The sequence below is a fragment of the Thalassospira sp. MCCC 1A02898 genome (assembly GCF_001618185.1).
In the GTDB taxonomy this organism is placed as follows: Bacteria; Pseudomonadota; Alphaproteobacteria; order Rhodospirillales; family Thalassospiraceae; genus Thalassospira; species Thalassospira tepidiphila.
The window spans coordinates 167,476-190,554 of sequence record NZ_LPXK01000001.1; the positions used below are offsets into that span (position 1 = coordinate 167,476).

Below are 23,079 nucleotides of genomic sequence, written 5' to 3' on the forward strand. Positions count from 1 at the left end.
TATGGGTTTGGGTTAAGCTGTCATCGGCTCGGACTGAAGCTGGTTCCGGCGGATGGACAGAACGGTCGCCTTTGGTTCGCAAATGCTGGCGACATGGGGGGTGACGAAAACCTTGGGATGGTGCCAAAGCGGATGTCCGGTTGGCAGGGGTTCAGTTTCAAACACATCGAGCGACGCACCCGACAAATGCCCCCGATCAAGGGCATCAACAAGGGCAGTTTCATCGACCTGCCCGCCCCGGCCCAAATGGATCAGGGCGGCACCCTTGGGCAGTTTTGCCAGATTTTCTGCGCCCAAAAGTCCCTTTGTCTGATCAGTGAGCGGCAACACATTGATCAGAATGTCGCTTTGGGCGAGGAAATCATCAAACCCGCCATCGATATAATGCGTCACCCCGTCTTCGGGCGGCTTTGGGGCAGATCGGGAATAGCTTGCGACCGTATAGCCCAAGGCCACCAATGCCCTTGCCACCGCACGCCCCATCAGACCAAAGCCCAGAACACCAATGCGCCGTGCACGGGGCGATAGCCCGGTCAGCTGGCGTTCCCAGTGCGCGATTTTCTGATTGGCAAGAAGATTGCCCATATTGCGATGGTGCCAAAGCACATGAAAGGTGGCGAACCCGGCCATTTGAAGCGCCTGATCCGGATCTTCTACCCGATGGATCGGCACCTCCGGCGGCAAGGACGGGCACGCCATGATGGCGTCAATACCGGCCCCCACCGAATAGATCGCGCGCAAATTCGGATAGCGCGTAAAGGCATCCGGCGCCGGGACAAAGGTGACCATGAAGCTGACATCTTCGGGCCGGTCGATCTCGCCGGGCAGGCGCAGGTCCAGTTCGGGTGCCAGGGCATCGAAATGCGGGCCGTAAATGCCCCGCAAATCGATTTTGCTACACGACAGAACGCCAATCATGCTGGCACTTCTTCGGTTTGGGCCCAGTCCGCACCCGGAACGGCGGCGAGAAGTTGACGGGTATATTCCTGTTTGGGGGACAGGAAGATTTCATCGACCCGACCAATTTCAACCAGCTTGCCCTTTTGCATTACGGCAATGCGATCACACAGCTGGGCCGCAACCCGCAAGTCATGGGTGATGAACAGGATCGACAAAGACAGGCGTTCACGCAAATCACGCAACAGATCAAGCACCTGTGCCTGGATCGACACATCAAGTGCCGAGACGGCTTCATCGGCAATGATCAGTTCGGGCTCCATGGCAAGTGCCCGGGCAATCCCGATGCGTTGGCGTTGCCCGCCGGAAAATTCGTGCGGATAGCGCACGGCGGCATCGGCACCAAGGCCAACGATTTCGAGCAGTTCCTTTGCCTTGGCCTGGGCCTTTTCCTTGGGTACGCCACGGTTGATCGGGCCATCTGTCAGAGCACTCATGATCCGTTGGCGCGGATTGAGCGATGCATAGGGATCCTGAAAGACCATCTGGACCTTGTTGCGCTGACGGCGGAGTTCTTCCTCGGACAGTGCGGCAAGATCAACGCCACCAACCATGACGTGGCCGCCATCGGGTGTCACCAGCCGAACCGCTGTTCGGCCCAATGTTGACTTGCCCGAACCGGACTCGCCGACCAGACCAAGGACCTCGCCGCGCGAAACGGTGAGCGAGACATCATCGACCGCATGAACTTCACGCACGGGCTTGAATAAACCACCACCCGTCCGGAAAGTTTTGCGCAGGTTTTTGATTTCAAGCGCAGGTGTGTCGCTTAGTTCACGTGCCTCCGGAAGTTTTCCGGTTGGAATGGCATCAAGCAAGCGTTTGGTATAGTCGTGCTGCGGATTATCAAGAACCGATGCCGCATCACCGCGCTCAACAACTTTGCCTTCGCGCATGACAATCACCTGATCGGCAATTTCCGCCACCACCCCAAAGTCATGGGTGATAAACATCACCGCCATGCCACGCTTTTTACGCAGATCGAGAATAAGCTTCAGGATCTGCGCCTGGGTGGTGACATCAAGGGCGGTTGTCGGCTCATCGGCGATCAGGAGTTTGGGCTCCAGCGCCAATGCCATGGCGATCATCGCGCGTTGGCGTTGGCCACCGGAAAGCTGAAACGGATAGGCGCGGATGATTTTTTCCGGATCGGGAAGCCCGACTTCGCGGACAAGGTCCAATGCGCGTTTGCGGCGTTCGGACTGGGTATAAAGGCCGTGTGCGGCGAACACCTCGGAGATCTGATCACCGATGCGCATCAACGGGTTGAGTGCGGTCATCGGTTCCTGAAAGATCATGGCGATCTGGGCGCCGCGCAGGGCCTGTTTGTCGGCTTCTGGCAGGCGCAAGACATCGCGGGCTTCGAACATCGCCCGGCCTGATTTGACCTCTACCCCCTGAGGCAGAAGCCCCATCAGGGCATTGGCGGTCATTGACTTGCCAGACCCGGATTCGCCCACCACACAAAGGATCTGTCCCTTGTCGATATCGAAGCTGACATTTTCGACCGCGAAGGGGCGATCTGCACCCTCGGGCAGGCCGATTGTCAGCCGTTCAATTGTCAGTGTCGCACTCATGCTTTGCCCTTTCGCGACAGATGCGGATTGAAGGCATCATTGAGCCCCTCACCGATCAGGTTGAGCGCCAAAACGGTGATCACGATGGCAATGCCGGGGAAGAAGCTGAGCCACCAGCTGGTGCGGATGACAGTACGAGCCGCCCCAATCATATAGCCCCACGACATTGAGTTCGGATCGCCAAGCCCAAGGAACGAGAGCGAGCTTTCAAGCAGGATTGCGGTTGCCACCATCAGTGACGCCATGACAATGATCGGGGATACCGTATTTGGCAGCACCTGCTGGATCAGGATGCGCGGTTTAGACAAACCAGCAAGACGCGCCGCATCGACAAATTCACGGGTGCGCACCGACATGACTTCGGCACGGACAAGACGGGCGACAGGCGGCCAACTGACAATCGCAATCGCAATGGTGATGGAGGTCAAGGTCGGTTCAAAAATCGCCACCAGCACGATGGCCAGCGCGAAGTTCGGGATGGTCTGGAAAAACTCGGTGAAGCGCATAGCACCTTCATCGACATAGCCGCCATAGAACCCGGCCAACGCGCCCAACGGCACACCGATCAGCAAGGCAACCACGGTCGAAACCAGCCCGACCAAAAGGGAAACCCGCGCGCCATAGGCCAGTTGGGCTGCCACATTACGGCCCAGTGTATCTGTGCCCAGGGGCAAACCATCAACGGCAAAGGGTGCGAGGAAAGGGCGTTGAACCATTTGCCAAGGCCCATCGGAGAAGATCAAGGGGGCGATCAGGGCGATGACGATCACGGAGATCAACAAGACGACACCGATCATGGCGCCCATATTGCTTCTGAAACGTTTCCACATGTCAGCTACGGGCTCCGATACGGGGATCGACAATGCGATAGACAATGTCGGTCACGATGTTGAACAGAATGACCATGGCCGCCGAGACAAGGAACACACCCAAAATCGTGTTGTAGTCACGTGCAGCCAAGCTTTCGAACATCAGGCGTCCAATACCGGGCCAAGCAAAGACCGTTTCGGTCAGAACCGCCCCGCCGACAAGTTGGCCGGCCTGCAAGCCAGCCAAGGTCACCACCGGCAAAATGGCATTGCGCAGGATGTGACGACGGCGAATGACCGCATCCGACAGGCCCTTGGCCTTGGCGGTTTTGACGAAATCAAGCTGCGAGACTTCGAGCATGGATGCACGCGCCATGCGCATATAGACCGCGGTAAAGAACAGACCCAGCGTCAGGGCTGGCAGGATCAGGTGGCTGCCAATATCGAGGATGCGCTCCAGACCGGTATAATTCGCCCCGACAGTTTCATAGCCAAAGCCCGGCAGCCATCCAAACCAAACGGAAAACACCAGAACCGCCATGAGGGCCAGCCAATATAGCGGGGTTGCATAGAATAAAAGCGCCATCGTGGTCAGGACCGTGTCAGACGGTTTGCCAACGCGTGCGGCGGCGGCAACCCCAAAGGCGATGCCCAACACCAGCGAGACGACAAAAGCCGTTAATGTCAGCAGCAAGGTTGCCGGCAACCGATCGGCAATAAGTTCGGCCACAGGCGCGCCCTGGCGGAAGGAGTAGCCAAGATCAAGTTGCACAATACCGGCGACATATTTGCCAAGCTGGACATAAAGCGGCTGATCGAGGCCAAAGCGTTCGCGCAGCTGTTCGATCATCTGCTCGTCAGCGGCACCGGCTTCACCGGCCAGCACGACAGCCGGGTCGCCCGGCGCGGCATGGATGAGGAAAAAGTTCAGAATCGCAATGGCCAACAAGGTCAAAATAGCCTTGGATAGCCGCGACACCACGACAGCGAATATGGTCATAGGTCCCCGTAGCATCCCGTATTTGAAATCCCGCCTAAGCGCGGGCAATCAGGAAAAGAAGGGGGCGGACCGGCAATCGGTCCGCCCGCAATATTACTTCTTGATCCAGGCGTTACGTGGACCGTCATTGATACCGATGGCCGTGGTCACCAGATCGTTGACGTTGCAACGGTAGATCGTCGGGAAGGTCAGTTCCTGCATCCAGGCGACCGGAACGTCATCGACGATTTCCTTCTGGATTTCGGCATAGGCTGCTTCGCGTTCTTCGGGTGTTACCATCGTCGCAGCAGCGGCCCATTTTTCGTCGAGTGCCAGGTTTTCATAGCCTTCGACATTGTTCCACGGGCTACCTTTTTTGATGCGATCGGCGGTATAGTTGCGCGAAACACCAAGGGCCGGATCACCGTACTGATAGAGATAGGTGAAGGCCATGTCGTAATCCCACTGGGACGTTTTTTCGTTCCACCCAGCGACATCAGAGCTGTCGATTTCGGCATTGATGCCAACTTCGCTGAGGTTCTGACGCACGGCCTCGGCCCAGCGTTGCCAGGTTTCACCATATGGCAGCGGCAGGATGCGGACAGGTTCGCCGTCATAGCCCATCTCGGCCAGAAGTTCCTTGGCCTTGTCCGGGTTGTGATCATAAATGGTCACGTCATCGGAATAGAAATTGGTGCTCGACGCAATCGGACCGGTCGCAACTTTACCAAAGCCGTTCCAGACCACATCGCGCATGAATTCCCGATCCATGGCGTACATGACAGCCTGACGGAACTTCTCGTTGGCGGTCGGACCTTCGCGGTTGTTAAGCCACATCCACGCCAGCGGTGCGAGGAATTCCCAGCCCTTTTCGGTGACACAAACACCATCCATTTCGGCCAGACGCGGGATATCCCAGTTTTCAACCGAACCGCCCGGCAGAACATCAACTTCGCCGGTTTCAAACGCCACCGCACGGGCCGCAGCATCCGGGATCACACGGTAAAAGACTTCGTCGAGATAGGGCAGGCCATCGACATAGTAGTCCTCGTTCTTGACGAGATGAATGTGGCTGCCCTTGACCCATTCCTTGAACTTGAACGGACCGGTGCCAATCGGGGTGGCGTTTGCCGGGTTGTTGGCGAAATCAGTGCCTTCGTAGATGTGCTTGGGCACAATCGGCATGGTGCCGTTTTCAAAGGCATTGATAAACGGACCAAATGGTTCCTTGAGTTTGAAGACAACCGTCATCGGATCCGGGGCGGTGATGCTTTTGACATAGGCGAGTGACGCACGCAGACGTGCATGGGTTTCACGCAGGAAAACATCGGCGGAAAAGACAACATCATCGGCGGTGAAATCTTCGCCGTCGTGCCATTTGACACCTTCATTAAGCTTGAAGGTGTAGGTCAGACCGTCGTCGGAGATTTCCCAGCTTTTGGCCAGGCTCGGCATCGGGGTCAGTTCGCTGTCATAGCGCAGCAGGCTTTCATAGATATCGCCTGCAACCAGCTGGGTCGGGCCATTCTGCACGAGGCCGAGCATCAATCCCGGTGGTTCGGGTTGAACAACGATATCAAGCCGACCGCCAGCTTCCTGTGCCGCCACTGGCGAGGCCAGGGCGGCGGCGATGAGAAAAGTAGTCACCTTTAAATATTTCATAGCATTCCCTGATTGTGTTTTGCATTTAGGTTCTTGTTTTTATTGGTGTTACGCACGTTTTGTTTTACCAAAGGCCACAAGCGCGACCCCGGCGCACAGGTTACCCGAGGTAACCCGGGGCGCTGGCATCAAGCCGGCGCAGTTGGGCGGCCCATTCCGGGTCTGGTTTGCCCTTTTGTTCATAAGAATCGTACATCGACTGGTATTGGGAGGCCGTGTGCTCGGCAACGTCATGGCCCAGCACAACCGGGGTCAGGCCCATTCCCAGCGCGGCAACTTGTGCCTTGCAGGACCGTTCAAGGTTCAAGGCAAGCTTTACCGCCTCGGCCACCGAGCGCCCCAAAAGCAGCGTCCCGTGATTGCGCAGCAACATCACCGATTTGTCGCCGAGATCGGCAACGATGCGGGCGCGTTCCTCAAGATTAAGCGCAATGCCTTCGTAGTCGTGGAAGGCAATCCGGTCGTAAAACTGTGCCGACCACTGATTAAGCGGCAGCAATCCTTCCTGATTTGATGACACCGCCACACCCGCGACCGTGTGGGTATGGAGCACGCAAACCGCATCATGGCGCGCCATGTGAACGGCCGAATGGATGGTAAAGCCCGCGGCATTCACCCCCGCACCATAGGGGTCATCAATCACGGCACCTGTTTCATCGACGGTTACCAGATTGGCTGCGGTGACTTCGTCAAACCGCAGACCGAACGGATTGAGCAGAAAGCGTTGCTCGCCCCCCGGTCCGGATGGGAGCCGTGCAGAAATATGGGTGTAGATGCCGTCATCCATGCCCTCGAGCGCGATCAACCGATAGGCCGCAGCCAGATCGCGGCGGATTTCGGATATCGATTGATCACTCATAGCATCGCGCATTAATGCCGCCCTTTCGTTATGTCGCTTTTTTGATTGCTTCAAGGCTGCGGGATGATCCCGGCGCAGTCAAGTAAATTGTCGACAATCTACAATTCGTTGCCTAGACTGATCGAAGTCATGCATCTTTCTTTGGCGTCTGTTGCGGGCTTAATTCAAAGAACTCAAATCCACCTTCTGCGGGCTTACATATGACACAGACACAGCCGTCCTCCGGCTTCCAACAGATTGATCGTGAAGGGCTCGTCCAACGGGTTGCCAAGTTGCTGAGCAAAGCAATCGTTAGCGGAAAGCTTGCACCGGGTGCGCGGTTATCCGAATCGGTTGTTGCCCGCGAACTGGGGGTCAGCCGGGCACCCGTCCGTGAAGCAGCAAGGTTGCTTGAAAGTTCGGGACTGGTGAGGTCCGAGCCGAACCGGGGATTTTTTGTGCGTCAGGTTTCGATAAAGGCGCTCAATGATCTGTATGAGTTGCGTCTGGCGATTGAGACGGCCGTGGTCGAACGTCTGGTGCAGAACTGGAACGACGAGATCGAGGAAGCCCTGAGCGCACAGGTGGCCGAACTTCACCGGGTTGCCACCGAAGAGGCCGATATCTTCACCCAGGTCGAAGCCGACATGCAGTTTCACCGGCTGATGTGTACCGGCAGTGACAACCCGAAATTCCTGCAGGTGTTCGAACAGGTCGCCATAGAAACCGAGTTCAGCATCATGCTGATCGGGCAGCTTTATGACGATCCGACCCGCATTGCAGAAACGCACGAACCGATTCTTGAAGCCCTGCGGGCACGTGATGCCACCAAGGCCGTTTCGGCCATCCGCTACCACATTTCGGAGGCGCAACGCATCGTGATCGATCAGTTCCGCCTTCTGGAAGAAGGCAAAACGTCGACATGAAATGCTTCTACGCCCCCGAAACCGAAACACATGATCCGATTTTTCGCCTGACCTATGGCAAGATCCAGCGTAATGCCGAACAGGCCGAACGCGCCAAGCTTTTGCTGGCTGGCCTTGATGCGCTTTCCCTGTCGGTAACCGAACCCGGACGCGCCCCGATTGCGGCCCTTGAAACCGTTCATACCAAGCGGTTTTTAAAGTTCCTCGAAACGGCGTGGGATGAATGGCAAAAACAGCCCGATGCTGGCCCGGAAGTCGTCCCCAACGTCTTTCCGCGTGCTGCGACATCGTCCTATCCGCACACCATTCTGGCCAAAGCGGGCTGGCATATGGGCGATACGTCTGCCCCGATTGGCCAGCATAGCTGGCAGGCGGCCTTGCGCGCCGCCGATTGCGCCATTGCCGCAACCGATGCTGTGCTGGCGGGGGATGACAAGGCCTATGCGCTGTGTCGGCCGGCGGGCCATCACACCAGTGCCGAGATTGCCGCCGGGCATTGTTTGTTAAATAATGCCGCCATTGCGGCCGCACGTCTGCGGACCGCACATGATCGCGTCGCCATATTTGATATTGATGTCCATCATGGCAACGGCACGCAGGATATCTTTTATGATCGGGGCGATGTCCTGACCGCCTCCATCCATGCCGACCCCACGGACTATTACCCGTTCTTTACCGGCTTTGCCGATGAGACCGGGTCGGGTGATGGCGAAGGATATAACCTTAATCTGCCCCTGCCTCGCACCACCACAGATGCGGCATGGCTTGCAGCAATCGATACCGCCCTTGACCGTATTGCCACATTCAATCCCGGTGCGCTGGTTCTCAGCCTTGGGCTTGATACCCACGAAGACGACCCGTTGCTTGGCATGAAAGTCAGTTGGGACGGACTGCGTCGTGCCGGTGAAAAAATTGCTGCGGCGGGCTATCCGACGGTTATTGTGCAAGAGGGTGGATATCTGACACCATCGCTGACCACGTCGCTGACATCTTTTCTTTCGGGTTATTTGGGCGCAAAAATACCCGCACTTGAGAGAAACTGACCCGCATCAGCCACCAATGGCGGGTTTGATCGCAACCGCATATACTGCAAAACAAAATGGCCGCCCCATATCAGGGCCTCATCATCAGAACGGGAGTTTCACATGAACCATCGGCCGAATTCGCTCCACATGTCCGACATCGCACATTCGATGCATCCGTACACCAATATGCGACTGCACGAAGAAAAGGGCCCGATGATCATGGCCGAGGGCAATGGCGCCCGCGTCACCGACAGCGAAGGCAAGGAATATATCGAAGGTCTTGCCGGGCTTTGGTCGGTTGCGGTTGGCTTTTCTGAAACCCGTCTGGCCGATGCGGCCTATGCGCAGCTTAAACGCCTGCCCTATTACCACAGCTTTGCCCACAAGGCGCACGAGCCATCGATCCGTCTGGCCGAAAAGCTGGTGGAAATGACGCCTGAGGGCCTGAACCGCGTGTTCTTTACCAATTCCGGATCGGAAGCCAACGACACCGTCGTCAAGATGGCCTGGTTCCTTAATAACGGTTTGGGTCGCCCGGAAAAGAAGAAGTTCCTGTCGCGCACCAAGGCCTATCACGGGATTACGATTGCCTCGGGCTCCCTGACCGGGCTTGCTGGCAACCAGAAGGACTTTGACCTTCCGGCTATTCCGGTGACGCATCTGAGCTGCCCGCATTTCTGGCGTTATGGCGAAGAGGGCGAGACGGAAGCAGAATTCACCGCGCGCCTTTTGAAGGAACTTGAAGACACCATCATCGCCGAAGGCCCGGAAACCATTGCGGCCTTTATTGGCGAACCGGTAATGGGTGCGGGCGGTGTTATGACGCCGCCGGAAGGCTACTGGCCGGGTGTGGTGGAAATCTGCCACAAGTACGACATTCTGGTTGTTTCCGACGAAGTCATTAACGGTTTCGGCCGGACTGGTGCCCGTTTTGGCTGTGAAAAATATGGCTTCACGCCGGACATTCTGGTGACATCCAAACAGCTGACCTCGTCCTACATGCCACTTGCGGCGATTGTGGTGAATGACAAGGTCTATAACGCGATTGCCGATAACACCGCCAAACTTGGCAATTTCGGCCACGGCTTCACCGGCACCGGACATCCGGTTGCCTGTGCGGTTGGTCTGGAAAACCTCAACATCATCGAAGAGCGCGATTTGATGGGCAACGCCAAACGCCTGGAGCCGATGTTCCAGGATGGCTTGCGCGCCTTTTCCGATCATCCGTTGATCGGTGAAATTCGCGGTGTCGGCCTGATTGCCGGCCTTGAGATGGCAGACAAAAAAACCAAACAACCGTTTGGCAAACCGGGCACGGTTGCCGCCAAGGTCGTGGCCCTTGCCGCCGAAGAAGGGCTTATTTGCCGCAATGTCTATGACACGGTGGCACTCTGCCCACCGCTAATCGTGACCGAGGATGATGTGCGCGAAATCCACACCCGCCTCGGCCGTGCCCTTGACCGGGCGCTTGATTGGGCGAAGTCCGAAGGGATGCTGTGATCAGGAAGTGACGACCGACAAGGTCACGACACCTCAAAAACAAAGCCGGAGACAAGATGTTCACTTGTCTCCGGCTTTTTGTTTCTTCTGATGACGAAAGGTGTTCTGCAAAATAAATCTAAGGTACAGCGCAACTTGAACGACAACAATTCATCCCAATATCAATCCGATAAACATTTCCGTCGGTGGAGAAGGTATTGAACAAGCGTCGTTTCTGGCCGTTGACAGTTTTCTGTGTATCTATCGCTCTGGTTGTTATTTCACTTGCGACCCTTGGCGGTGACTATGAACTTCATCCCGCCATTGTCATTGCGGCTTTGATGTCGAGCATTGCTGCGTTCTTTGCTGGCTACTTTTTGCCCAATGAGCTTGTTTGGGATGATCGTCGATCAACAGATAACGAAGAAACGAACGGTCACGCTGGTCTGGAGAACATCAAGGATTACCTTGAAATCTCTTTGTCGCCTTGTCTGATCATCAACCAGAACCGACAGATTCTTGAGAGCAATCATATTCTTGAGAACCTTTGGGGCGTCTCAAGAAACCGCCTTAAAGAAGCACATATTACCTTTAACAATCACTCCTCAAGCGACGACGTTTGGGACATCGAAACGTCCCAACTGGCAATTGGCAAGTCTGGCTATCTTGCCGGAGAGCTTTGCCTGCGCGGCAAGGTGAAAAGTCACGGTGTGTTTCATCTGACTTGGGTGGGGTATCCCGGGCCTGACGATCGGGCACTGTTTATTGAGATCGCCGAACCCCTGTCCGAAGCCAAATTTGGCGAGAACCGAAGAATTGAAATGATAGAGGCCTTGCGGTTGCGTGACGATGACCGCTCCTTGCTAAAAGAGCTCAATCATGGCTTGAGAACCGAACTGCAAGGGTTGCTCGGCATGATCGAGCTTCTGAGAGGTGGCCCCGATCCCAAGCAACAAACAAAATATCTTGATGCGCTTGATAGCTCTACCAAGTTGATTCTTGAGAGTGTTGATACCCTCATAGATTTCTTCGAAATCGACGAGTACTCCGGCAAGGCTGGCAACGTTTACAGCATTGACGAGCTTTTACGTGGCCTTTCCGATACTCTGAACCGTCGCACCGATTCCGATACTTTCGAGGTGCTGTACGATACAGATCGCTCTGTTTTCCGAAATGTACGGTTCCCGCGGGAGGTTCTTGAAAAGCTTATTGGCCATCTTGTGGCGCATATCGTCCAGACCGAGCTGGACGGATCCATCTTAGTCAGGCCAAGAATTTTTGAGAGTAATAACAGTGCGACTGAACTGAGCATTGAGGTCCTGCAGAACTCAGCGACGTTGCCCCGGATCAAAACCGGCTCCATTCACGATCCCGACAAGATCAGTCTTGATCTTGAAATCGCAAGGCGCCTTGCGGGTGCCGTCAAAGGCGAACTGCAGGCTGGCCGCTTTTTCGCAGATAATCCCGGCTTTAAACTGACGTTAAAGGGGGTTGTCACGGACGATATGGGAGCCGCCTTTGTTGTCCCGAACCATCTGAAAAACCTTCGCGCTCTGATCATTGATGACAATCCAGCATCTCGCGAGGTGCTTCAGGAACTTGCCCACGAAATAGGGTGGCATGCAGACGTCGCTGCGTCGGGAGAGTCTGCATTGCATATGATGAATTTTAAATCCGCCCTTGATGCGGCCTATGACATCGTACTGGTCGATTGGCGTATGCCAGACATTGACGGCTGGGATACCTCACAAAAAATCCGCGAGGAAATCGATGGTGGGAAGCTTCCTATTATCGTGATGATCACGGCACACAGTCACGATTTTCTGTCAAAAAGCTCCCTGGACCGATCAAAAGTCATCAACGGATTTCTTACCAAGCCGGTCAGTGTAACCATGTTGCTTGACGCGGTTGCTGATGCCATGGCCCACAAATATGAGCCTGACAAATTTGTGCTCGCGAACATCGAGAAACAGCCGGAGGTCGACATGTTAGCGGGACGGAAAATTCTGGTTGTTGATGACAATGCCATGAACCTTGAGGTCGCCAAGGAGTTCCTGTCTTTGTACGGGGCAAAGGTCATTACGGCCGGTGGCGGATATGGAGCAATTTCGACAATCCAGAACGCCGCCAGTGCGCTTGACCTTGTTCTGATGGATATACATATGCCTGATCTTGATGGCTTGTCTGCGGTCAAGCAGATCAGGTCACTTGGTTATCTTTCTTTGCCAATTGTCATTATGACAGCAAATACATCGGAAACCGTGCGCAGCGATTGCTTTAAATCAGGGGCGCAAGACGTGGTGCAAAAGCCGTTTCTGGCAAAAGAGATTGCTGCAACCATTGTCAACAACCTGCGTGAAAAACCAGCCGAGACGTCGGACAAGGAATATATCAACTTATCAGAACGCGCGACGTCACTTGCAGGTGAATTCGGCATCGACCTTAAATCTGCGATTGGCAATTTTGATGGCAGCATCGCATCATATAATCGTGCGCTTGAAAGCCTTATCCTTGATATCGGACGTGTCCGCGGTCAATTGGCCAAACATACTCCAGAAAATGTGCAAGAGGACATTGTAAGAGAACTCCAAACACTGGGTGGTATGCTGTCTCTGGTCGGTGATCCCAAGGGCAGTGAGTACGCGAAGTCACTGGCCAATGACTTCGCGATGGTTAAGGCAAATCAGTCGGATCAAGATGCACTCAAGCACTCTATTACGCGGTTTGTTGCGCACCTTGATCATGTTTCGCATATTGGCAAATTGCTGATTTCATATCTCGCGACTGAGTTGGGACGCGCCAGCGATAACGTAAGTGTTTAACCACCGGATTTTTGCGTCTGGTTTGTTATTCTGAGTTACTTTTCGCAATGGGTTTGATCATCTCGGCAACAATGTCGAAGTCAAGATTGCGTAGATGGTTTTCCATGACTGCTACTTGATCGTGAGAGGTCAATTCCGCCAGCTCTGATGTCACTTGTTTGAATTTTTCCATCGCATCAGCACTTCCAGCTTCAAGCAAATTCAACAAGTTTATCAGCTCCTCGTTCTGGCCGTTGGCTGGCGCGGTTTCTGATACGCCATTCGTCAGCCACGCTTCGATAAGGATTGCCGTATCTTCGACAGTTTTGGCAAACTCATCGAACTGCGTTTTCAAGGTGGAGACGCCTTCTTCAAGTGTGACGTTTTCAAGTTTCTTGCCGTGTGCAGCCGCCTTGAGGGCGGCAACTTGCGATGCGGCACCTTGCAACGTATGCAGCAACATCGCACAGGTTTTAGCATCTTCATCGGACAAAGCCGTACGCAGTTTATCGATGATCTCGCGTGCCTGGGGCGGGAACAAGCCGGCAATCCTGATCAACAGGGCCTCGTTGCCGTGAACCAACGTCAGTCCCCTTTGCTTATCCCAGAGGGGTAATGTCTCGTCAGAGACAGTTGGCGCCGCCGGATCTGCTGATGCAGGGGGGCTGGCAGTGTTGTTGCGATCAGGGATTTCCGACACGGCCGTTTGAGGTTTTGCGGCCGATACATGCGGGGTTACCGGAATTGATTGGCCGCGACTTTGTTCAACGCATGCTCTTATTCTGGTGATGAGGCTCTGCGGTTCGATCGGTTTGGTCAGGAAGTCATTCATCCCGGCATTGAGGGCTGCCTTCTTTTCCTCAACAAGCGCACCAGCTGTCAGGGCAATGATCGGCAGATTTTCCAGTTTCAGGTTGTTGCGAATAAACCGCGTAGCTTCGTACCCGTCCATGCCGGGCATCTGAATATCCATCAGCACCACGTCAAACATCAGAGATGTTTTTTCGAGCAGTTCAATGCATTTCTCTGCGCTTTCGACGGCCACAGAATGCGCGCCATTTCTTTTAAGTATTTGATGTGCGACTTCGCGGTTCAGGGCACTGTCATCAACGACAAGAACCTTGATATCAGCCAGCCAGTTCGCATTCAAAGAGGCTGTGCTTGTGAGCTCCAGCACTTTATTCAGACGACCGGTTTTCGCCGAAACGATTTCGTTGACGGTGTTAAACAGGGTGGAGCCGTCAATCGGTTTATTGACGATTGCATCGACCAGCCTGCTTGCGTCTATTTCGGCAATTTTATCTTTGTCAAAGGCCGAAATCATCAGGGCTGCGGGCAAGGTGTCCTCACCGACTTCATCTGCAAGCATTTGAATAGCGCGCAACCCATCGAAGTCGGGCAATTGCCAATCAATGATAATGGCATCTGGCAGCCGCCTGTTGTTTTTGTGGCGTTGCATATACTCATCTACCAGCTCTTGGCCGGTGGAAAGCGCAATTGCACGCCACCCTAAAGACGTCGCCAGTTCTTTCAAACGCAAGCAGTCAGCCTGATTGTCTTCGACAATAAAGACAAACAGGGGGTCAGACCCGGTATCTTGTTCGTCACTGCCATCTGCTTTGACCAGTTCAAACGGAATGGTCACAGCAAAGGTGCTGCCTTTTCCAGGTTCGCTTACAAGGCTGCAAGTTCCGCCCATCAAATCGGCCATTTTTCGTACAATCGACAGACCAAGTCCTGTTCCGCCAAATTTGCGCGACGTGCTGCTGTCGGCTTGCGAAAATGGCTGGAACAATTTTGCCTGCACGTCTTGGGGGATGCCTATGCCGGTATCGGTTACCGAGAAATGCAAAGTGACATTGTCTGCCGTATCGGCATTTTGTGTTTCGACCAGTTCGGCTTTGAGCGTGACAGAACCTTTTTCCGTGAATTTGATGGCATTGCCCACAAGGTTGGTCAAAATTTGACCAAGGCGGTTACCATCGCCAATCACCAAGTCCGGCACGCCCGTTCCAATTTCACTTGTCAATTTTATGCCAGCGTTCTCAGCCTGATTCTTAAGAACTGTCTCAACCTCGGTCAGTTTTTCTTTTGGGGCGAAGACAACCTTTTCAAGGGTCATCTCGTCGGCTTCGATCTTTGCAAGATCGAGAACGTCATTCACGATGCCAAGCAAAGAACGACCTGCAAGATTGATCTTGTTCAGATAATCCCGATGGCGATCAGGCAAGTCATCATCAAACAACAGGCTGGTCAGACCGATAATCGCATTGAGCGGCGTTCTGATTTCATGACTGATATTGGCCATGAAGGCGCCCTTGGCTTCACTTGCCTTCAGGGCGGCTTCTTTTGCGGCAAGCAACACCGCCTCTGCACGGCGGGCCTCGGTCAGGTCACGTAGGGACACAATGACAATTGTTTTGCCCGAAAGCTGCGCCGGGGCGAGGCTTATTTCAATCGGGAAGGTTGAGCCGTCCTTCCTTTGTGCGATGATTTCTCTGTCACGACCCATCGCCACCAAACCAGGGTTTGTCATATACTGCTTCATGCCCGCTTCATGGGCGGCGACGTCTTGAGGTCTGACAAATATGCTGACGGAACGGCCGAGCAGTTCATCTGTGTCATAGGCAAATGTTGATCCGGCCTGATCGTTGGCAAGAGTGATGATGCCTTGATCATCAATCACCAGCATTGCCTCGGGTGCTGCGGCGAGAATTCCGCGAAACAGTTCCTCCTGCTCCTTTAGTCTGTCTGCAGCAACAATTTGCTCGTCTAATAACTGCTCCTGCCGTCCCTTGCGCCACGAGGTATATAAAGTCATCAGGACAACAAGGATGGTGATAAAGAAGGCGAGCGCGACAACACCTACTGGTCGAAGGAATGCGGTATAGATGCTGCGCATCGGCTTGCCAAAGATGTAGGTGATCTGGCCACTTGCCGCGTTGGAAGTGCCTTGGGTTGTCGCACTTGCGGTCAGAAGTTCGCCAAATTCGCTGTCAAACATCTGAAGTCGACTATCTGCACCCCAAGGAAGTGCAATTTGACGAGATAATTTGTCCCATGCAGGGGCATCACCCGTTTCAAAGGCGAAATTTCGGCTAGCGTCTGGATAGGCGAGAATCTGGGCATTCCGATCAAGTGCAATCGCCAGAAGATCGTGCGCCTCAGTTGCAAGACTCTCGGCAAGCACCCCCTCGGCATCGACATTCAGAATGGCGATACCAAACAGCTGCTGACTGTTGTCAAAAATCGGCGAGACAAAACGAACCGTGGGCTCGAAAGGCTCTACAATTTCGCCAAACTCTCTGTTCAGATTAATATCGGAAATCCAAATGTCGCCGGGACGCAAAGAATTGGCGGCCTGCATGTAGGGTTCTTGAGCTTTTTCCTGAAGCCGTGACTGATCAAATTTAACGAGATGGCCGTCTTCGTACTGAACCCGGACCAGCTCGCGTCCATTATTGGCGACACCAACAATGCGTGCTTGGGTAACGGCCTCAGAAGACAGCATGAAGGCGACAAAGGAATCTGCAATTTGATCTTTCCAGACGGCGGGCGCGACCTTTTCATCATCAAGATAACTCTGAAAAGATGCCATTGACTGAACGCTTGTCGCAAAGAAGCTCACGGCTGCTTTGTAATCCGAGTAATTATCCTGATGCGCGTCGATTGCCTCAGCTGTGCGGTCAATCAGCTCATCAGAAAATGTCGATATATTGGTTCGCCAGATATAAACAGCGGTCGCCAAACACACCAACAAAGACAAGCCCAACAGCAAGGTTGTTGACGAAATCGCGATTGGCTGCCGCAGAAAGGCGATAACACTTAGGTCTTTGTCATAGGCTTGATGGAAATTCTTCCTCCGCGAGATCATCTGCCACCAGATAATGCTTGAAACAGCAAATGACAGAGCCGCGGCAAGCGCAGAAATCAGCCATGGGCTAAGCAGACCAATGCTTTGTGATAGACCAGGTAAAACGGCTGTCTGCATCAACCAGTCGCGCCCCTTGACCTTAATCTGACGCGATTGGGTCAGTCTTTCCGATGGTTGCTGCCCGGACGTGTCCGACACAAAGAATGGTTCGGACTCCGACAAATCGGTAAGTGTCAGGCTGATATTGCCAAGGTTGGGTTCAAAGTCATACAGGACCTCGTCAACGACGAGTGGTGCGTAAGACCAACCGGCGATCGCCTGTTCCCTTTGATCCGGAGTGCCGATCGGCATACCCGGATGGTAAACAGGCAACAGCACCAAGAAGCCGCGTCTGACATTACCATCGGCCTGAACAAGCGTAATCGGCTGGGTCAGTCTTACATCGCCGGTGCGTGCTGCTTCGAGCGCGGCAGCCCGTCGGTTTGCCTCAGATGCGATATCAAGACCCGTGGCGCCTTCGTTCCCCGCAAGGGGATAGATATACTGAATAACAAACCGGTCACCGGAATTTGGGGATAGTTCGCGAATGCCAAAATCGGGAAAATCATCAGCGCGGGCACGCTCAAGGAATTGCTGAGTATCTTCGGCCTCAACAAACTTGATATAGCCAAAACCGCGCGCACCGGGGAACTCCCGCCTGTTTTCACGCGACACAATATAGCGTTGTATTTCGGCTCGGGTCAGGTTTTCGGGGCCAGCCGTGATGACCACACCACGCAAACCACGCAAACCGTACTCGTAGACACCAAAGCGGGTTTTGACCAGTTCTTCGGCCTGATCCGTCAGTCGCAACAACTCGGCGTTGATGGCCTCTTCGTTTCGGGTGTTCCAGGACCAACCAAGCGCAAATGAGATGAGCAGCCCAAGCAATAAAGCCAGGGCAGGTATGGCAATGATTGAGCCCGTCGAGCTGCCCTTATCACGTTCTGCCGTCACTGCGTTGGCAACGCCTTGCCGCACTGGTTCTTTCATGTGTAAACAGCCCACAGAGTGTATCTACAAAAAGTTGTAAGATACTATGTTTGGACGATCATCAAAGAGAACAAGGTGCTAGGTGAATTCGAACGCGAATAACCATGGTGCTTTCAAAACTTGCAACACGGAGCTCCAAAAACAAGAAAGGCCCGCATCAGCAGGCCTTTCCAAGGTTATGCGTCACAGATTCTAAATTTATGTGTCGCGTTTCCAGTTTTATGAGTCAATTCACAGTCAAGGTCGCTTATACGTCGAGGTTCGCGACCTTTAGTGCGTTCGACTGGATGAAGTCGCGGCGGGGTTCGACGACGTCGCCCATGAGGGTGGAGAAGACTTCCTCGGCCTCGTCGGCGTGGGCGACTTTGACCTGCAGCAGCGAACGGACGTTCGGATCGAGCGTGGTTTCCCAAAGCTGATCCGGGTTCATTTCACCCAGACCTTTATAGCGCTGGACCGAAATGCCGCGGCGGCCATATTCCATCACCGCATTGACCAGATCGACCGGACCGTTGATTTTCCAGGTCTTGTCCTTGGCAACGAATTCTGCACCCTTTTCAAACAGTTCGCGCAGTTCGCCAAGGATACCGGCAATCGCACGCGCCTCGGCCGAGCGCAGGATGTTGCCATCAATCACGTGACGCTGTTCAACGCCGCGCAGCATCCGCCAGAGCACGATTTCATCGAGCGGTGCTTCGCCGTGCCAGCCGCGATCATAGTCTTCTTCAAGGGTATCAAGATGTTTGGCGAGCGTTTCGGCCGCTTCGAGGCGTTTGCCATCGTCATCAAGCAATGCCGGGTTCAACGCACCGGCAAGCGTTGCCTGTTCGAGCACGGAGATCGGAAGCTTGATCGATAGCGGCTCCAAGAAGCCCTTGGCCTTACGCGCCAGTTCGACCACACGCACAAGATCAGGCCCCGCAAGCTGTTGGCCACCGGAAAGGGTAAGCACGGCTTCTTCGGTGCCCTGTGCGGTCAGGTATTGCTCCATCTCGCGGTCGTCCTTGAGATACTGGACCGAGTTACCGCGTTTGGCGCGATAAAGCGGCGGCTGCGCGATATAGAGATAGCCGCGCTCGATCAATTCAGGCATCTGACGGTAGAAGAAGGTCAAAAGCAGGGTTCGGATATGCGCACCATCGACGTCGGCGTCAGTCATGATGATGATTTTGTGGTAACGGGCCTTTTCGATATTGAAGTCATCGCGGCCAATACCGGTACCCATGGCGGTAATCAGGGTGCCGATTTCCTGACTTGAAAGCATCTTGTCAAAGCGTGCGCGTTCGACGTTGAGGATCTTACCGCGCAGCGGCAGGATGGCCTGGAAACCACGTTCACGGCCCTGTTTGGCCGAACCACCTGCGGAATCACCCTCCACGATGAACAGTTCGGCTTTGGACGCATCGCGTTCCTGACAGTCAGCCAATTTGCCCGGCAGGGACGAGATATCAAGCGCGCCCTTGCGGCGGGTCAGTTCACGTGCTTTACGGGCCGCTTCACGGGCAGAGGCGGCTTCGACCACCTTGGAGACGATCTTGCGCGCGTCCTGCGGATGTTCTTCAAGCCATTGGGCAAGCTTGTCATTGACGATGTTTTCAACCACCGGACGGACTTCGGACGAGACCAGCTTGTCCTTGGTCTGGGATGAGAATTTCGGATCCGGAACCTTGACCGAAATCACGCAAGACAGGCCTTCGCGGGCATCATCGCCGGAAAGGGCGACCTTTTCCTTTTTGGCGATGCCGCTTTCCTGAGCGTAGTTGTTGATCTGACGGGTCAGAGCGGCACGGAAACCGGCCATGTGCGTCCCGCCATCACGCTGCGGGATGTTGTTGGTAAAGCACAGCGTGGTTTCGTGGTAGCTGTCATTCCATTGCAGGGCGACTTCGACGGTGATGCCGTCTTTTTCGCCTTCGATGCAAATGGCTTCTTCGATCTGACGCGCCTTGTTACGGTCAAGATATTCGACAAAGGCGCGAATACCGCCTTCGTAATGCAGCTTGGTTTCGGTCGGCTCACCACTGCGTTCATCACGCAGCGTCAGGATCACGCCAGAGTTCAGGAAGGCCAGTTCGCGCAGGCGGTGTTCCAGTGTCGGCAGGTCGAAATCGGTCATAGTGAAGATTTCGGCATCCGGGTAGAAGGTGACTTCGGTCCCCGAAAGCGGCGTGCCATCCGCGGTCAGCGGTGCATCGCCAACAACCTCAAGCGGCTTGATCGCGTCCCCACCGGAAAACTCCATGTAGTGTTCTTTGCCGTTACGCCAGACGCGGAGCTTGAGCAGCGTCGAAAGCGCGTTCACCACCGACACACCCACGCCGTGCAGACCACCGGAAACCTTATAGGAGTTCTGGTCGAATTTGCCGCCGGCATGCAGCTGGGTCATGATGACCTCGGCGGCGGAAACGCCTTCTTCCTTGTGCATGTCGGTCGGAATGCCACGGCCGTTATCGCGGATGGTGGCAGAACCATCACCGTTAAGCTGTACCCAGACGGTATCGCAGTGACCGGCCAAGGCTTCGTCGATTGCGTTGTCGACGACTTCGTAGATCATATGGTGCAAACCGGTACCGTCATCGGTATCGCCGATATACATGCCCGGACGTTTGCGCACAGCTTCAAGGCCCTTAAGAACCTTGATCGATTCTGCGCCATACTCCTGCGACTGTTCACCAGTGTTCGGCGTTTCGGTTTCGTTGGTCATAGGGTCAGAACCTCGGCATTCACTGAGTGGTTTCAAGGGTCAGTGTGGCATCTTCCACGCGGAAGAATTGCGCACGACCGTCCAAACCTTCAAACAGCGCCCGGTCCGTGCCTGTCATCCAGGCCTGGACGCCAAGCGCCACGATTTCATCAAACAAGTGGCTGCGGCGTTCTGCATCGAGATGCGCAACCACTTCATCAAGCAACAAGAGCGGGCCAGCCCCGCGTGCCTTTGTCTGCAGGCGGGTATTGGCCATAATGATCGACAGCAACAACGCCTTTTGTTCCCCGGTGGAACATTGATCCGCCGACTGGCCCTTTGCATCGTGCCAAACCAGCAGATCACTGCGTTGCGGGCCGACCACCGCCCCGCCGTAGGTCGCATCACGTGAACGTCCGTCGCGCAATGCGGCCCGCATTTTATCTTCGACCTCGACCGCTGGCAGGTTTTCGAGCCAGTCTTCAAGGTCCCCGGTCAAAGCCAGACGGGCGGCCGGAAACGGTCCGATCGCCATGGTCCCGGCACGTCGCAGCCGTTCAAGCAATTCTGCACGTGCGACCGCAACCGCAATGCCATGACGCACCATCGAATCCTCGATCGAGGTCAGCCATTTATCGTCAGCCTTGCCTTCCTTAAGCAGCTTGGCGCGTGAGCGCAGCGAATGCTCGTAGGCGGCAACGCGGCTGCTGTGATCGGGATCAAGGCCATATACCAGCCGATCCAGAAAGCGCCTGCGCGCCGACGGACCATCCAGAAACAGTCGATCCATTTGCGGCGTCAGCCAGACCGCGGCACAAACCCGCCCCAATGCGGCCTGCCCACGTTGGGCCTGTCCATCGATGCGCACAGCACGGCGTTCGCGGCCCTGTTCAAGGGCGGCCGGATCAAGCCCGGTGCCCAATTGAAACGCTCCGTCCGGCGTATCGACATCTGCCGCAACGGCCCAGGCCCGAAGTGCGCCGGTATCGGCTGGCGGGGTGCTTCGGGCGATTTCGCCCAGCTTGGCCCGGCGCAATCCACCGCCCGGTGCCAGAAGCGAGACAGCCTCAAGCAGGTTGGTCTTGCCCGCCCCGTTTGGCCCCGTCAGCACGACCGGCGAGCTGTCGAGCGACAGTCGCAGGCCTTCGTAACAGCGAAACTCGCTGAGCTGGATGCGGGAAACAGCAAGACGGCCTGTCATCGACACCCCGTCTTTTGGCATGAGGTTATTGGCAAGAGCAGCCACAGCTTGATCGTACTAACCGTCAAACACGCATCGGCATCAGAACGTACAATGCCGAAAGGTCGTCGGTGTCACGCAGGATGGTCGGGCTGGATCCGTCCGACATCAGAAGGTTAAGCGTATCGCCCTTAACCTGCTTGGCGATGTCGAGCAGATAGCGCGAGTTAAAGCCGATTTCGATATCCTCGGCATCATAGTTGATTTCAAGTTCCTCGGACGCGGTGCCGTGTTCGGGGCTGGAAGCCGAAAGGGTCAGGGTATTGCCCGACAGAACAACCTTCACCGCACGGGATTTTTCAATCGAGATCGCCGATACACGGTCGACCGCATCGGCAAATGCCTTGCATTCGATATCAAGGGTCTTGTCATTGCCCGACGGGATCACGCGTTCGTAATCCGGGAAGGTACCGTCAATCAGCTTGGAAGTCAGAACCGCATCGCCGAAACCAAAACGGATTTTGGTATCAGACAGCGCGATATCGACGGCTTCGCCGGTTTCCTCGATCAGTTTGCGCAGTTCACCAACGGTTTTGCGCGGCACGATCACGCCCGGCATGTTTTCCGCACCATCAGGCAGCGGGGCCTCGACGCGCGCCAGACGGTGACCATCGGTTGCAACTGCGCGCAGGATCTTGGTGCCTTCGGCGTCGGTGGCATGGAAATAGATCCCGTTGAGGTAATACCGGGTTTCCTCGGTCGAGATCGCGAATTCGGCGCGGTCAATCAGGCCGCGCAGCTCAGCCGCTGCCAGACCGAAGCTGACCGGAAGGTCGCCCCCCGACATGACCGGGAAATCATCAACCGGCAGAACGGCAAGATTGAACTTCGAACGACCAGCCGAAAGGGTCAGACGGCCTGCACCCGGCTCAAGCGAGATTTGCACCTGGGAGCCTTCGGGCAGCTTGCGCACGATTTCATACAGGGTATGGGCAGGGGTCGTGGTCGCGCCCGGTTCGGACACCTCGGCCGTCGTGGTTTCGATGACTTCGAGGTCCATATCGGTCGCGGTCAGCGCAAGACGATCATTCTCTGCCCGGAGCAAAATATTGGACAGAATCGGAATGGTGTTACGTCGTTCAACAACGCTTTGAACATGGGTCAGCGATTTCAACAGCGCCGCGCGTTCGATGGTCAGCTTCATGCCCGTCCTATCCGTCTGTCAGTATTCGTTTAACAAATTGATTTTTAATCGAT

14 protein-coding genes are annotated in these 23,079 nt (G+C 55.0%); 4 read left to right on the forward strand and 10 right to left on the reverse strand.

Annotated elements, in window-relative coordinates:
* Positions 1 to 12 precede the first annotated feature (12 nt).
* The 6 genes from AUQ41_RS00750 to AUQ41_RS00775 form a co-directional block, all read right to left on the reverse strand.
* Entirely contained in the window at positions 13 to 918 is a 906-nt protein-coding gene (locus tag AUQ41_RS00750; protein ID WP_063085948.1) for a glyoxylate/hydroxypyruvate reductase A, read from the reverse strand.
* On the reverse strand, positions 915 to 2,534 hold the full coding sequence (locus tag AUQ41_RS00755) for an ABC transporter ATP-binding protein (RefSeq protein ID WP_063085950.1): 1,620 nt from the start codon (positions 2,532 to 2,534) through the stop codon (positions 915 to 917). The genes AUQ41_RS00750 and AUQ41_RS00755 overlap by 4 nt, the downstream gene beginning before the upstream one ends.
* Entirely contained in the window at positions 2,531 to 3,364 is an 834-nt protein-coding gene (locus AUQ41_RS00760; protein ID WP_040822295.1) for an ABC transporter permease, read from the reverse strand. Before AUQ41_RS00760 ends, AUQ41_RS00755 begins: the two co-directional genes overlap by 4 nt.
* Before the next feature lies 1 nt (position 3,365).
* Entirely contained in the window at positions 3,366 to 4,343 is a 978-nt protein-coding gene (locus AUQ41_RS00765; protein ID WP_063085952.1) for an ABC transporter permease, read from the reverse strand.
* Positions 4,344 to 4,436: 93 nt separating this feature from the next.
* Complete coding sequence (locus AUQ41_RS00770; RefSeq protein WP_232308275.1) at positions 4,437 to 5,969, reverse strand: ABC transporter substrate-binding protein; 1,533 nt, start codon at positions 5,967 to 5,969, stop codon at positions 4,437 to 4,439.
* A 115-nt stretch (positions 5,970 to 6,084) separates the two neighbouring features.
* Entirely contained in the window at positions 6,085 to 6,855 is a 771-nt protein-coding gene (locus tag AUQ41_RS00775; protein WP_063085955.1) for a class II aldolase/adducin family protein, read from the reverse strand.
* Positions 6,856 to 7,043: 188 nt separating this feature from the next.
* On the opposite strand from AUQ41_RS00775, the gene AUQ41_RS00780 reads away from it, so the two are divergent.
* The 4 genes from AUQ41_RS00780 (at position 7,044) to AUQ41_RS00795 (ending at position 13,074) form a co-directional block, all read left to right on the forward strand.
* Positions 7,044 to 7,748, forward strand: coding sequence for a GntR family transcriptional regulator (locus AUQ41_RS00780; RefSeq protein ID WP_063085958.1), 705 nt, complete (start codon positions 7,044 to 7,046; stop codon positions 7,746 to 7,748).
* A complete protein-coding gene (locus tag AUQ41_RS00785; protein WP_063085960.1) occupies positions 7,745 to 8,791 on the forward strand; it encodes a histone deacetylase family protein in 1,047 nt (348 codons plus the stop codon). Before AUQ41_RS00780 ends, AUQ41_RS00785 begins: the two co-directional genes overlap by 4 nt.
* 102 nt (positions 8,792 to 8,893) lie before the next feature.
* Complete coding sequence (locus tag AUQ41_RS00790) at positions 8,894 to 10,273, forward strand: aspartate aminotransferase family protein (RefSeq protein ID WP_063085962.1); 1,380 nt, start codon at positions 8,894 to 8,896, stop codon at positions 10,271 to 10,273.
* A gap of 197 nt (positions 10,274 to 10,470) precedes the next feature.
* Positions 10,471 to 13,074 (forward strand): hybrid sensor histidine kinase/response regulator, encoded by a 2,604-nt coding sequence (locus AUQ41_RS00795; RefSeq protein WP_083952883.1) that lies wholly within the window; start codon positions 10,471 to 10,473, stop codon positions 13,072 to 13,074.
* 25 nt (positions 13,075 to 13,099) lie between these two features.
* On the opposite strand, the gene AUQ41_RS00800 is transcribed toward AUQ41_RS00795, so the two are convergent.
* From AUQ41_RS00800 to dnaN, 4 genes are all read right to left on the reverse strand, one after another.
* Entirely contained in the window at positions 13,100 to 17,959 is a 4,860-nt protein-coding gene (locus AUQ41_RS00800; RefSeq protein WP_083952882.1) for a CHASE domain-containing protein, read from the reverse strand.
* A gap of 247 nt (positions 17,960 to 18,206) precedes the next feature.
* Complete coding sequence (gyrB, locus tag AUQ41_RS00805) at positions 18,207 to 20,663, reverse strand: DNA topoisomerase (ATP-hydrolyzing) subunit B (protein ID WP_008888968.1); 2,457 nt, start codon at positions 20,661 to 20,663, stop codon at positions 18,207 to 18,209.
* A 19-nt stretch (positions 20,664 to 20,682) separates the two neighbouring features.
* A complete protein-coding gene (gene recF / locus AUQ41_RS00810) occupies positions 20,683 to 21,843 on the reverse strand; it encodes a DNA replication/repair protein RecF (RefSeq protein ID WP_063085968.1) in 1,161 nt (386 codons plus the stop codon).
* Positions 21,844 to 21,907: 64 nt separating this feature from the next.
* On the reverse strand, positions 21,908 to 23,026 hold the full coding sequence (dnaN, locus tag AUQ41_RS00815) for a DNA polymerase III subunit beta (protein ID WP_008888966.1): 1,119 nt from the start codon (positions 23,024 to 23,026) through the stop codon (positions 21,908 to 21,910).
* Between the last annotated feature and the right edge of the window lie 53 nt (positions 23,027 to 23,079).